The organism is Bradyrhizobium sp. INPA03-11B, from assembly GCF_040446015.1.
In the GTDB taxonomy this organism is placed as follows: domain Bacteria; phylum Pseudomonadota; class Alphaproteobacteria; order Rhizobiales; family Xanthobacteraceae; genus Bradyrhizobium; species Bradyrhizobium macuxiense_A.
Window position 1 is genome coordinate 43,916 of the sequence record NZ_JASGSR010000004.1, and the last position, 13,284, is coordinate 57,199.

The window sequence follows — 13,284 nt, forward strand, 5'->3', positions numbered from 1 at the left end:
GTTGGAAACGCTGCGTTTCGCGGCCTGACCTTGTCGGGCCGCGAACAGGCAATACCTCCACCCCATCTCCAACCGAAGGCTCCACAGCGCAGGCTTGCGGACATCTCAGCAACACGACCTCTCGGCCTGCGTGCGATGGGTGGCCCGTGGCGGATGCTCCGCCACGCCGACAACTGGACTATGTGATGACGACCTCTCTCGAATTCGGGCTCGATACGTTCGGCGACGTCACCAAGAACGCCGCCGGCGCGCCGCTGCCCCACGCCCAGGTGATCCGCAACGTCGTCGACGAGGCGGTGCTGGCCGATCAGCTCGGGATTGATTTCATCGGGCTCGGCGAGCACCACCGGGCCGACTTTGCGATCTCCACCCCAGAGACCGTGCTGGCTGCCATTGCTGCACGTACCAACACCATCCGCCTCGGCTCGGCGGTGACCGTGCTGAGTTCGGACGATCCGATCCGGGTCTTCCAGCGCTTCGCCACCGTTGATGCGGTCTCGAACGGCCGCGCCGAGGTGATCCTCGGCCGCGGCTCGTTCACCGAGTCGTTCCCGCTGTTCGGCTTCGACCTCAGGCAATACAACGAGTTGTTCGAGGAGAAGCTCGACCTGTTCACCGAGCTCTTGAAGCAGGAGCCGGTGACCTGGGAGGGCAAGCTGCGGCCGCCCCTCAAGGGCCAGTCGGTCTATCCGGCGGTCGAGCACGGTCGGCTGAAGACCTGGATCGGCGTCGGCGGCAGCCCCGAATCGGTGGTGCGGGCGGCGCATTACGACTTGCCGCTGATGCTCGCCATCATCGGCGGCGATCCCAAGCGCTTTGCGCCCTATGTCGATCTGCACCAGCGCGCCTATCAGCAGTTCGGCCGGACGCCGCAACCGATCGGCGTGCATTCGCCGGGCTACGTTGCCGAGACCGACGTGCAAGCCCGCGAAGAACTGTGGCCGGACTACAAGGTCATGCGCGACCGGATCGGCAAGGAGCGCGGCTGGCCGCCGATGAGCCGCGATGAGTTCGTCGCCGAGGCCGAGCACGGCTCGCTCTATGTCGGCGCGCCGGAAACCGTCGCCCGCAAGATCGCGGCGACCGTGAAGGCGCTCGGCGCCGCGCGCTTCCAGCTGAAATATTCGGCGGGCCCGCTGCCGCATGAGAAGCTGATGAAGAGCATCGAGCTCTACGGCACCAAGGTGGTGCCGATGGTGCGCGACATGCTCGCCGCGTGACGCACGCGAGCCGCCCGCACAAGGCAAAACCCCCGGCGTTTCGGCGCCGGGGGTTCATTAAAGATAGACCACGCGGGCTGCCCGAAACAATCGAATCAATCTCAATCTTGGTTCAGAGGTTGGGCCTCGCGGCGTGATACGTGAACGGGTCCGCCGCCCATCCGCGACCACGTCGCTCCAGCCAGCCCGCTGCCACCAACTTTCGGCACGTTGGATTGACGCGCTGTATGGAACCTCCGTCGCCGAAGATGCGCTCGGCAATCTGGCGTTCGGTCAGACCCGGCTGTTCGCGAATGAGCCGAATTATTTGTTGAGCTACCGTCATCGGTCGCCAAAACGATCCATCGGTGCTTGGTACTCATTAATGAACCAAATATGACATCGTACGAAAAAATGGCGCTCTTGTGAGAGCTGCCGCATTGCCTGAACAAAGCAAAACCCCCGGCGTTTCCACCGGGGGCTCTGTTAGTTGGCTATCAGATCAACCGGTATTACCAGTTGCGCTGAGCGCGGAGCAGCAGGGTCACAGTATTCTGGTCCTTCAGCTCGTAGAGAGCAGCAGGCTTGCCGATCGCGGCGCTGGGCGCCGACACCGTACCAGCATACTTCTGATCCAGATGGGTGTAGGTCAGGTCTGCCGTGAAGGTCAGGTTCTTGACCGGGGTCCACTGGGTCTGGGTACCAATCTGCGCGATATTGTAGTCGGGGTTGCAGGTGGTGATCGCGCCGCCCAGAGCATTGAGGGTGGTCCGAACCGAACCGCCCACGCCGCCGACGCCGCAGAGCAGGGTCTTAGCCGTATCGTTGTAGGTGATACCGGCATAAGCACCGTAGATCGAGGTGTTCCAGTAGGGGCTCCAGTTGTGCACGTATGCACCGCGGAAGCCCCAGGTGGTGACCAGCTGCTGCCCAGTGTTCACGCCACCGATAGCACCGAACACGCTGTCAGGAGCAACGCCGATACCAATGCTCTGGTAGGCGCCCGGCAGACCAGTTCCACCATAGATGGTGTTCGCACCAGCCGAACCAGCGAGGTCCTGGATGTTGTAGCGCGTCGCACCGTTGGTGTAGACGCCCTGCACGTTGATGGTGTCGCCAGGTCCGGTCGGAATGTTCTTGATCGACAAGGCCAACTGACCAGCCCAGCCCCACTTGTCGTCCGGATGACCGGTCAACTCAGTGCCGCCGTAGTAGGCCGCGTGGTTGTCATGCGCCGCGAACGACGCCTGGAACAGACCCCAAGCCTGGTCGACGCGCAGCATCGCGACGAGGTCCGGAGCAATCGTGCCAGCGTAATCGCTGGTGCCGTAAGCGCCACCCGCGAGGATGTTGTTCACGCCAGCCTGATAGTAGGCCGTCTGATCCTGAGCCGACAGAGACAGCGACACGCCGTTGCCGAACTGAGCGGTGTAGGTGAACTGGTTCACGCCAGTGATGGTACCGCCGCCGCCGACGAGACCGTCGAAGTTGTTGCCCGGATAGTTGGCCCACGGAGCCGAGAACTGCGAGACTGCCTTACCCATGGTGAAGCCGGCGAACTGGATGAAGGCGTAGTAGACGCCGACCGTACCGCCCGCAACCGCACCGGAGTTGGCGTTGTTCGGTGCGCTGGCCGGGGAAACCGTGCCGCCACCACCGATGGCCGAGTAAATGGTCGAGCCGGGCGCCGCGCCGTTGCCAGCGTAGGTGTCCGACGTCCACGAGAAGGTCGCATCGAAGAAGGTACGGACGACACCGTATTCGGTCGCCGTACGCGTATCGATGTTCAGGTCTTCACGAGAGCGCCAAGTGTAGCCGTTGGTGAACCGGTTGTTCGCACCGCCGGCACCCGAGGTGTTGCCGGTGTGATCCGAGTTCGAGTTCACGACGACGTCGGCGCGCAGGTAGCCGCCCAGCTTGATACAGGTATCGGTGCCCGGGATGTAGTAGAAGCCGGGACCATACAGGGAGCAAACCTTCACGTACTCGACCGCTTTGGCCTTGACGGGAAGATCGGCCGCCTGAGCTCCGCCGACCGCGACGAGAGCCGCCGCCGAGCCGAGGATAAGGCTCTTAACCATCTTCATGTTAAACCTCCAAGTTGCTCTATCTCAGGGAAGGTTCCGGTTCCGCCGGGTAAAACACCCTCAGGTTGGTTCCCTTTGTCCCTTAAATCCCCGCTTAGTCGCTTCGCGCCTTCGGACACACCCGCATGAACGCGAGGGACTTAAGCGAACCACCTAGAACGGGACGACCTCGGGATGCCCCCCTCCGTCGCAGTTCCATATGAGACAGAAGGCCCCCGATCACGCAACAAAAGACCGCTCGTCTCGGCAGGAGTTGCGGCTGTTTTCGGGCAAATGTTGCACAAATATCACGGGCATTTGAACGGCGGCGCCCATGCAAAATATTGAAATATAATGAGAATATTTAAGATACCGCCGGAGGGCATAACTTTGGGCAACACCGGGCGGAACGGTGTGCAAAACGAGTAGTCGTACGGAGAAAGCGAAAATCGGAGCCCGCTTTGGCGGCACTGATTCCGGCTCCGGGCACGATATTTCGGCCCAAAAATACCGGTATCTGAACGACATAGCCCGCCCCAGATACCGTCGAGTCGGGCCTGGAAGGGGGCTTTCCGATGGCTCGGAGCAGGCCGAAGGACGGCGGACGGACCGCTTCATGTCTGCAGTACCGGCACTACATGTCACGGCGATGTCAGTGCACCGGATCAGTCGATTTGTTCTCCGCAGCAGGCGTGCGATGAAATATCTCCACTGCGCGCGTGACGCAGTCACACGGCGCCATGCAGTCGGATGCAGTCACAAGACTCGTGCCTGACGAGAGCGGGTCAAGCGCCGTGAGCAGCGCGCGCGTGACGCAGCCCACGAAGGCGTAGCCAAGAGTGACGTCACACTCACTCGTCCAAAATATCCAGCAGGTCGTTGATCCGCTCGAACGGCGGCTCGTGTGTCCTGTCTGAGTAAAAGACGCGATCGCCGTCGCGCTGGAGCGATCGTGCTCTGGATTTCGGCAGCCTCCCCGGGAGGAACGTCGCCGCGACCGCCTCCGGCCCGACATCGAGCCTCACGATGCCTCGCCGCTTGCAATCGATCCTGAGCCTTGCCGCCGCGAAGAAATCCCGACCCGCCGGCGGCAGCCTGCCGAAACGGCGCGAGGTCTCCTCTTCCAGATCTTCCAGATCGTCTTCATTCCGGCACCTGGCGACGCGGCCATAAATTTCAAGGCGCATCGATTCCGACTGCACGTAACTCCTTGGCAAGAGATCCGCGAGCGGAAGATTGAGGTCCGGCACCCACAGATCGGCGGACCGATCGTTGGTCTTCTCCGAAGCCTGCTTCAGAAGGTGGCTATAGAGCACCGGTCCGAACACCTGCACGTGGCCGGATTGCCGCTCGGACAACAGGTCTCCGGCACCTCTGAGGTCCAGATCACGCTCGCTGATCGCAAAGCCTGCGCCCGGTCTGCTAAACTCCTCCAGAACGGCCAGTCGCTTGCCGGATTGCTCCGAGCTCGTTTCGGTCAGCATGTACGCGAAGGCGCGCGTTCCACCGCGCCCCACCCGTCCCCTCAACTGGTGAAGCTGTGCCAGACCGAACTTTTCCGGCCAGCAGACCACGATGGTGTTCGCCCGCGGAATATCGAGACCGCTTTCCACGATGTTGGTCGCCAACAGGACGTCCGCCTCGCCTTCGACGAAGCTCATCATGCGGTCGTCAAGTTCATCGGCGGGCAGCCTGCCGTGCAGGCAAACGATGCGGAGCTCCGGGGCGACCGCCTGCACCCGCGCCAGCAGCGGATCGAGATCCTGGATGCGCGGACAGATCAGGAAGCTCTGCCCGTGACGCCGCTGCTCGCGCAGCAATGCCGCGGCAATCGCAGCGTCCGACAGCGGCGCGATCTTCGTCACGACCGGCAGCCGATGCACCGGCGGGGATGCGATCACGCTGAGATCCCTGAATCCCGCAAGACCTGCCGCAAGCGTGCGCGGGATCGGCGTGGCGCTCATCCAGAGCGTATGGACACCCTTCGCCAGACCCGAGAGCTTCGCCTTCTCCGCTGCCCCGAAATGCTGCTCTTCGTCGACGATGACCAGGCTCAGCTTGGCGAATTTGACGTCCTTCGATGCGATCGCCTGCGTGCCGACCACGACCTTCATCTTGCCGCTTCGCAGGCTCTCCTTCGTCTCCCGCATTTCCTGCGCCGATGTCGCGCGCGACAGGCTTCCCACCTCGATGCCAAGCGGCGCAAACCGTTTGCGGAACGTCGCGACGTGCTGCCTTGCCAGAACGGTAGTCGGCACAACGATGGCAACCTGTTTGCCCGATAGCGCAACGGCGGCCGCCGCGCGCAAGGCGACCTCGGTCTTGCCAAATCCGACATCGCCGCAGACGACCCGGTCCATCGGATGACCCGACGCGAGATCGTCGAGCACGTCCCGGATCGCCTTGGCCTGGTCGACCGTCGTGAAATACGGAAAGCGCGCGACGAACCGCTCATATGCGGGACCGGGAGCGACCAGCTTGGGCGCGCGCCGGCGCCGCCGCTGCGCGATGTGTTTGGCAAGCGCCTTGGCGGCGATCTGGATTTCCTGCTCCGCCTTGGTCCGTCGCGCCCACCATGTGCTGCCGTCCGCCCTGTCCAATGTCAGCCTGCCGAGTTCAGCCGCATAGGGCCAGATCAGTGCAAGGTCGGCGGGCGGAACCAGCACGGCATCGTCGCCGGCGAATGCCAGCCTGATCATCTCACGCGACGATCCCTTCCCCATGTCGAGGGTCTGCAAGCCGTCGAGCTCGGCGAGACCGCGCTGCAGATGAACGACGACCGCGCCCCGCTCCGGCACGTCGGGATGATCGAACGCCGCACTCCAGGCTCTGGCCATCGGCTGCGGATGATGGGCCCGGCTGCCGAGCACGTCGGTCGCCGTCACGACGACAAGCGGCTTGCGGCCTGAATCGATGAAGCCGGTGTCGAAGTCTGCCAAGAGCGCGGCTTCGCCGCCCCGCCCCTTCGCCGCCTCGCTCCAATCGGTGAAGCGCTCCGCCTTGATCCCGCCCATGCGCTCCATCGTGCGCAGGTCGTCCTCCACTGCTGCAACGAGCAGCAGCCGCGATCCGGCGCGTTCCGTGTCGGCGACAAAGGCGCGGAGCGCTTTGCGCGACGAGGTGACCTTCGAGAAATCAGGTGTCGGGATGAACGCCGCCTTTCGCGGCAACACGCTCATGCGTTTGGTCAGCCTCTTCCAGTCAGCGGGCGCAAAATACTCGCGCTCGGTCTCGCGGCGGCCGGCCGCCTCCTTGATCGTGCTCAACCAGCTGTCGGCGTGAACAGACACGCCCGCGTCCGCGATCCAGCGCGCGCGCTCACAATAGTCCGGCAGCACCGCGCGCTGCGCCCTTTTGCCTCCCAGCGCGATCCGTTCGGACATCGGATCGATCAGCAGCTCCTGCGTGTCGAAGACGACATCGTGCTCGTCGGGATCGACGCCTGCGATTCTGCCGATCACGCCGCCGGAATGCTCGATCCTGAACGGCCCCAGGGCGCCGGCCGGAAACACTTCGAACGTCATGCCGTGGAACAGAACGCTTCCAGGATAATCCGCCTCTTCGTCGAGATCGTATCCGAGAGCTTCCAGACGAACCTTGAGATCCTGCTCGGAATAGCGCGCCCCCACCTTCAGGCTGATGCTGAGGCGGCCCCAGCTCACGGGCAACGGCAACCGCTCCATGACCGCCTCGGCCGTCGACACCAGGAAGACGGGCCTCTTGCTCTTCGCCAGACGCCGCAACACCGAACTGCGCCGGCCGGCGATCTCGCGCGACGGCTCCAGCCCGTCGAACGGCAAGGTATTCAGCCGCGGGAACACCAGCACCTCGAGCGACGGATCGAGCGAATGCAGCACGCTGCCGAGGCGCTCGGCCCTGTTCTCGCTCTCGGCAAGGAAAACGATGCCGTCGCGGCCGGATGTCTTCCATTGCTCGAGGAGATGCAGCGCCAACATGCCGAGGGGCGAGGAAGATGAGATCCCGGAACGCGCCAATCCCTTGCTGTTCTTCGTCGCGCCAGCAGCAGCGCGGGCCTTCTTGGTATTCGCCACGTCAAATCCATCGTTATTTCGTGAGAGCGATCGCCTGGTGACAAGCGACCGCAGGCCGCCGGCGCCCCCCCGACGCACGCAGCCCGCGCCCTCATTACAGTCTCGCACGCGCGTTGAACAGCGGCGGGTTGGGATCAATTGCGGCAACGGGCAATAGCACCAGAGCTGTTTCATCCGAAAGCACATGCGTTCGCAAAAAAACGCCGCCAAGAGCTGCGCTTCGCTTCGCCTAGAGATGTCTTAAAGATGCAAGCTGTGCGTGTATGCACGAACACCCAAACGACACGCGCATGGCCAACAAACCGGAGCACAACGATGAAGAAGCAAACACTTCTGGGCCATCTGCGCGGTACGACATCGATGCTGGCGCTGTCGGCGGCGACTCTTTTTGCGTTGTCCGGCGCGAGGCCTGCCAATGCACAGGCCTCCACCGCCACCAGCGGCATCTACGCCGGCGGCAGCACTCTCGCAGCGCTTGCCTTCCGGCAGGTCTTCGACTGCTACATGGGCAGCATCGTCGGCTCCGGCACCACCTACCCCGACGGCCTCGCATTCGACGCCGGCTTCCCGGGACGGGGCCTGTTGCCGACCACCTGTACGCTGGTGAGTGTGCCGGTTCAGGGCATGGTTGCCGGTGTCGGCAGCGGGAACGGCATGCGCGGCTTCATCACCAACACCCCGCAGCAATGGTACAGTAGGAGGCTCATGCCGAACGCATCGGCCAACTTTCCGATCAACACGCCGCTACCGGCGAGCCAACCGCCGATGATCGACCTGGCCAATCCGGGAGCTCCAGCGACGACGTTCGGCAGTTATCCCTATCCACGTATCGATATCGGCCTGTCGGAAGCGCCGCTGGCTATGGTTGGTGCGCCCACGACGCTGACGACGTCGTTCATCAGCTTCAACCCGACCCAGAGTTGGACCACCACCGGCGGCGCGCTGACCCAGATCACAATGAACAGCACCTCGACCGCATCGGTCGCCTACAACACCACGGTCTACGGCAATCCGATCCAGATCCCGGCGTTCGAGGTCAATGTCGCGATCGCAGTCAACACCAGCACGATGACGGTGAATTCGGCGGTCGCTGGCACGGGCACGCTGCCCGCGACCCAGGCCAGCCAGGGCGCCGCCATCCAGCTCTCTACCGCGCAGATGTGCGCGATCTTCACCGGCCTCGTGACCGACTGGAACAGCACGACTCCCAACTATCTCCCGTACCTCGACAAGACCGGCACGCAGCAGCTCGCCGCTTTTGACTACACGAACCTCAACAGCTCGGGCACGGCGCAGGCATACTCGGTTTCGTCCCTCCCAATCCGGGTGGTGTACAACGGCGACGAAAGCGGCGAGACTTTCATCCTGACCAACTATCTCAAGGCGGTCTGCCCGCTGCTTGATACTCCGAGCGGACTCTATGGCTACAAATCGATCTTCAACACCACGACCCTGCCGAGCACGTCCTTCACCAATCTGATCACGCGTATCGATGCTATCCGCGGCCCTGGTCCATGGTCAACAACCACGACAGTGACCACAAACGCATGGATTTCCGCAATAGGAAGCGGCGGCGCGGCCGCCACGATCAGCGATGGAGTTGGAGGGGCGGGCCGCATCGGATATGTCGGCGCCAATCTGACCAGGCCTTACACCACCCAGGTGTCGGGAGCGGGCCTGAGCAATGTCGGCGCGCCGTTTTCGGCCGCGCTGCAGAACGAACAACTGCGCGGGGCCGGCACCTATGTTCCGAACAACGGGGGATCGACGTCCCTGACGTTCATCGCACCAACGCCGGACGCCGCCGCCGCCGCGTGGGCTGACGTTAGGCTCCAGACGCCCTCCACGACCTGGACCTGGAACGACTACAACATCTACGCCAACGTGATCCCTTCCGGCTCCGCTTATTTCTACTCGCAGTTTGGCGTAAACGTCTCCGGCCTACCGGTGCTGCCGCTCACCAACAAGCTGAACGCCTATCCGCTCAGCGGCACGACCTTCCTCAACTTGTATAGCTGCTACAACGTCCAGAGCGATCCCGACCGCGTGACCAACCTGGTCAACTTCCTAACCTGGTATTTCGCCGGCGCCGATAGGACGGACCCCAACTACGATCCCGACGTCGCTCCGTTGATCCAAAATGCCGGCTTCCAAAAGGTGCCGATTAGGTATGTGCAGAACATCAAGAACCAGTACTGGGGCACGCAGACGACCGCCATCAGCAGGGCGTTCACTACCCAGACGAACGGCTGCTTGAACGTAGCCAATGGAGCCAGTGGCGGCGCCAAGTAGCCCAGCGCACGTTGCACGGCATGCAATCCCGATTGCGTAACGTTAAGGCAGCATGGGGCACGGGCGCCTCGAACGAGGCGTCCGTTTCGTTGTCGACACGCCGTCGAAACCAGCCGCGCAGCGTGCGAGCGTAGCCGAATTGCTGCTGATCGAGCCCTCGCGATCCCGCACCCTTGAATCCGGATCGTGACGCCCGCGCATCGATCCGGTGACGCCCCTGAAGGAGCTGAAGCGCTTCCCTTCAGAACTCACCCCGCCCGAAAAATCACCACCAGCCTCTGCGCGTCGCACCAATTCAGATTGTCTAAGGGGTGTGAGCCACATCGGCGCCGATGCCGACAACGACGCGCAGGGCTGTCCGCCTTGCGCGGCGAACAGCTTCGATTGTCTTGAGACGTTCCTGCAAGGTCTTCTTCATCGCCGTCCCATTCTACAGCCATCGAACAAGACGTTCCGGACTTCACGAGGCCGTCAGGCGGTCGCGCGGCGCTGCTGTGTCACGCAACAAAAACAGGGAAGGTTATCATGAAGACGAAATCGTTCGCCGAACGCGTGCTGGGCACGACCTCGCTGGTCGTGTTGTCGGCCGCCGCCGTGATCGGAGCCCAGCAACCGGCTGCGGCCCAAACCGGCATCTACGGCGGCGGCAGCACGCTGTCGTCGCTGGCGCTGCGGCAGATCTTCGACTGCTATGCAGGCGCGACGCTCGCCAATGACGGCCAGGCATTCTCGCCGAGCTTCTCGACCGCAGCGCCGAGCCCGAACCTGCTGCCGACCAGCTGCACCCTCGTCTCGACCTCAGTCGAGGGATTGTTCGCCGCCGTCGGCTCCGGCAACGGCCAGCGCGCCTACATCGCCGACGATGCGCGGCAACTGTTCCGCGGCAGCCCGGCCTCCGCGCCGGCCGTGGTGCGCAAGCCTTCGGCCAAGCCGCCGTTCCGCGACACCGCCAATTCGGCCTTCAAGAGCTATCCCTATCCGCGGCTCGACTTCGCCGCCAGCGACGCGCCGCTCGCCAGCACGATTGCAAGCCTGACCACCATCTCGTTCGGCAATTTAGTCCCGTCGACCAATTGGCAGAACACGCTGCTGATCGGCGCCCTGAGCAGTTCGGCCGCCAGCTTCAACCCGTCGGCCGTCGGCGCGCCGATCCAGGTGCCGGCTATGGAGGTCCCGGTTGCGATTGCGATCAACACCTCGAACTCCGCCTCGGGCGTGACCTGGACCAACCAGTCGGCGCTGTCGCCGAACAACCAGGCCGGCGGCGCGATCCAGCTCTCTGCCGCCCAGCTCTGCGCGATCTTCTCGGCGACCGTGACGGACTGGCACGACACCTCGACGCTGATCCCCGCGCTCGACGCCAACGGCGTGCAGCAATTCCAGCACTTCTACGACGCCAACACCAACGGTTCGCTGACCCCGGTCGCCTATACCAGCGGCCGGCTGCCGATCAAGGTGGTCTATCGTGCGGATGATGCCGGCGCGAGCTTCATCCTCACCAACTACCTCGCCAACCTCTGCCCGCTGCTCGACCCGACCGGCACCTACAATTACAAGAAGATCTTCACCGGTGTCGGCGCCGGCGGCAGCACCACGGCGAACCTGCCGTCGGGCAAATTCTCCCGCCTGCTCGACAACATCAGGGCGGTGAAGAGCTCCGACCAGAGCGACCCCTACGACGTGGATGACGACGAGGAACGTCCGGATCCGCACTGGATCAGCGCATCGGGCAGCAACCACGAAGCGCTGAAGATCGGCACGGACCCGCGCTTCGCCGGCCGGATCGGCTATCTCAGCGCCGACTTCACCCAGCCCTATGCGCAGACCGTGACCGAGGAAATCGCCGGCACCACGATCTCCGCGGCGGCGCCGCTGTCGGCCAGCGTCCAGAACGAACGGCAGCGCCTGCTCGGCGTCTATCATCCGGGCCAGGTCGGCAGCAACGGCAAGGCGCAAAACTTCGTCCCGCCGACGCCGAACAATGCCCAGCTGGCGTTCTCCAACCTGACGGCACCGGACATCAACAGCAGCTATGATGCCTGGAACCTGTATGCCCAGGTCTATCCCGCCGGCACCGTCATCGGTGGCGTGACCTATGACGGCCTGTCCGTCATCGGCATCCCGATGCAGTCGCAGGCCGACTATCCGATCACCGGCGCGAGCTTCCTCAACGTGTACAGCTGCTACGCCGACACGGCCGGGACGCGGGTGCCTGCCGTGAAGAACTGGCTCGCTTGGTACTTCGGCGGATCGGTCACCGGGCTGCCGAACTACAATCCGGCGACATCGAATTCCGACAATCCCGGCTATGATCCGAATGTCGCCCGGGTCATCCGCAACAACGGCTTCCACGAACTCGACGGCGTGTGGGCCACCAACATCCTGAACGCCTACCTGACATCGAGCGCGGCCGGCGGCCTGCCGAGCGCGATCGCGGCCTACAGCACGTCGGGCACGGAGACCGACGGCTGCACCGGCGTCACCGGCGGCGCGAACTAACGCCAACATCAGTTCGTGATCCGGAGCGATCCGGATCACGATCTCACGCGAAGACATCAGCAGCCGGGCGCTCGATCGAGGCCCGGCTGTTCTGTTGACGTCTCAGCCGACTTTGGCGGCGGCGCGGTGCGCGGCAGCGAGCTCGAAATAGCGGCTTCCGGCCTGGGGCACGATCGCATCGCGGTTGAGCAAATGCTGGATGCAGATGGCCGCCAGATCGTAGGAGCCGTAGCAATGGTGGGCGACGAGGGCGAGATGCCTGAGCTGCTCGGCGCTCATCGCCTCGGCCTTGGTGAAATCGCGGACATAGACGGCGTCGGCCTCGAGCAGCTGGTTGAATGCCTCATAGGGATTGACGCCGCGCATCGGCCAGATCATGCGCTTGTTGATCCCGAGCAGGGCATGGGGAATGAAGCCCTGGCTGCGCAGCTCGAGGTCAATCTCACCGAACACCGGCTGCTTCTTGTACAGCGGCAGAAACGAGACCTCGGTCTGGATCACGACCGCCTCCGCGAGCCGCCGCCGCCCGTTCTGGAAGATCGCGAGCTCCGAGCCCTGCACGTCGATCTTGAGATAATCCATCGCATCGATCTCGCCGATCTCGTCGAGCCGATGCGTCGCGATCTTGCTGTCGGCGATGACGCGCGCCCATTCATTGAAGCCCTGGAAGTGCTTCAGCATGATTGGGTCGGGTTCCAGCAGGCTGGTCATCCCGGGCGCGGCACAGACGCGAAGGCGGGCCAGCTCGCCGCTGCCGACGACGTAAGGCAGATAAGTCTCAAGCTCGCTCTTGCGGGCGTTCAGCTCGGCTAACGCGCTGCGCTGCGGCTCGAAGCCGAACAGCCGGCACAGCCGCTTCTGCAGCAGCGGCACATAGGGTGGAACGTCGATCGGGTTTGCGCCGATATCGACCACGGCGGTGAGACGTTCGGCTGCAAGCAGAGCGCTCAGCCGGTCGGTTTCGGCAACTGGGACTGATGGCGTGGGCGCGATCGACTGAGATGACATCATAAGACCTCACGGAGCGGTGCAAGGACGCATCGAACCGTGCGGTCGAAGCGCGCAGCTCTATCCACGTCATTGCGATTCACCCGGTCGGCGCGAAGCGCCGCCGGATGACAGGCTCCGCGAAGCAATCCATCCGTCCACACGCGCGGAACCATGGATTGCTTCGTC

The 13,284-nt window shown here is 63.6% G+C and carries 6 protein-coding genes; 3 read left to right on the top strand and 3 right to left on the bottom strand.

Annotated features, from left to right (window positions below; genetic code table 11):
• Positions 1-185 precede the first annotated feature (185 nt).
• Positions 186-1,220 carry an LLM class flavin-dependent oxidoreductase gene (locus tag QMZ05_RS02670; protein WP_353699360.1) on the top strand — a complete coding sequence of 345 codons (1,035 nt, stop codon included), beginning with the start codon at positions 186-188 and terminating at the stop codon, positions 1,218-1,220.
• A gap of 491 nt (positions 1,221-1,711) precedes the next feature.
• Here QMZ05_RS02670 and QMZ05_RS02675 read toward each other — a convergent pair whose 3' ends face one another.
• A complete protein-coding gene (locus QMZ05_RS02675; protein WP_353699361.1) occupies positions 1,712-3,286 on the bottom strand; it encodes a porin in 1,575 nt (524 codons plus the stop codon).
• A gap of 830 nt (positions 3,287-4,116) precedes the next feature.
• Positions 4,117-7,221 (bottom strand): helicase-related protein, encoded by a 3,105-nt coding sequence (locus tag QMZ05_RS02680; protein WP_353699422.1) that lies wholly within the window; start codon positions 7,219-7,221, stop codon positions 4,117-4,119.
• Between the two features lie 411 nt (positions 7,222-7,632).
• Here QMZ05_RS02680 and QMZ05_RS02685 point away from each other — a divergent pair, with 411 nt between their 5' ends.
• Positions 7,633-9,609: a substrate-binding domain-containing protein gene (locus tag QMZ05_RS02685; protein ID WP_353699362.1), complete on the top strand. Its 1,977-nt coding sequence runs from the start codon at positions 7,633-7,635 to the stop codon at positions 9,607-9,609.
• Between the two features lie 525 nt (positions 9,610-10,134).
• Positions 10,135-12,108 carry a substrate-binding domain-containing protein gene (locus QMZ05_RS02690; RefSeq protein ID WP_353699363.1) on the top strand — a complete coding sequence of 658 codons (1,974 nt, stop codon included), beginning with the start codon at positions 10,135-10,137 and terminating at the stop codon, positions 12,106-12,108.
• Positions 12,109-12,210: 102 nt separating this feature from the next.
• Here the strand turns inward: QMZ05_RS02690 and QMZ05_RS02695 are convergent, their stop codons facing one another.
• On the bottom strand, positions 12,211-13,119 hold the full coding sequence (locus QMZ05_RS02695; protein ID WP_353699364.1) for an FkbM family methyltransferase: 909 nt from the start codon (positions 13,117-13,119) through the stop codon (positions 12,211-12,213).
• Between the last annotated feature and the right edge of the window lie 165 nt (positions 13,120-13,284).

What these genes read in the sequence shown, in the direction of transcription:
- QMZ05_RS02670 (WP_353699360.1), top strand. Translation starts at nt 186, where the DNA reads ATGACGACCTCTCTCGAATTCGGGCTCGATACGTTCGGCGACGTCACC.
- QMZ05_RS02675 (WP_353699361.1), bottom strand. Translation starts at nt 3,286, where the DNA reads ATGAAGATGGTTAAGAGCCTTATCCTCGGCTCGGCGGCGGCTCTCGTC.
- QMZ05_RS02680 (WP_353699422.1), bottom strand. Translation starts at nt 7,221, where the DNA reads ATGTTGGCGCTGCATCTCCTCGAGCAATGGAAGACATCCGGCCGCGAC.
- QMZ05_RS02685 (WP_353699362.1), top strand. Translation starts at nt 7,633, where the DNA reads ATGAAGAAGCAAACACTTCTGGGCCATCTGCGCGGTACGACATCGATG.
- QMZ05_RS02690 (WP_353699363.1), top strand. Translation starts at nt 10,135, where the DNA reads ATGAAGACGAAATCGTTCGCCGAACGCGTGCTGGGCACGACCTCGCTG.
- QMZ05_RS02695 (WP_353699364.1), bottom strand. Translation starts at nt 13,119, where the DNA reads ATGATGTCATCTCAGTCGATCGCGCCCACGCCATCAGTCCCAGTTGCC.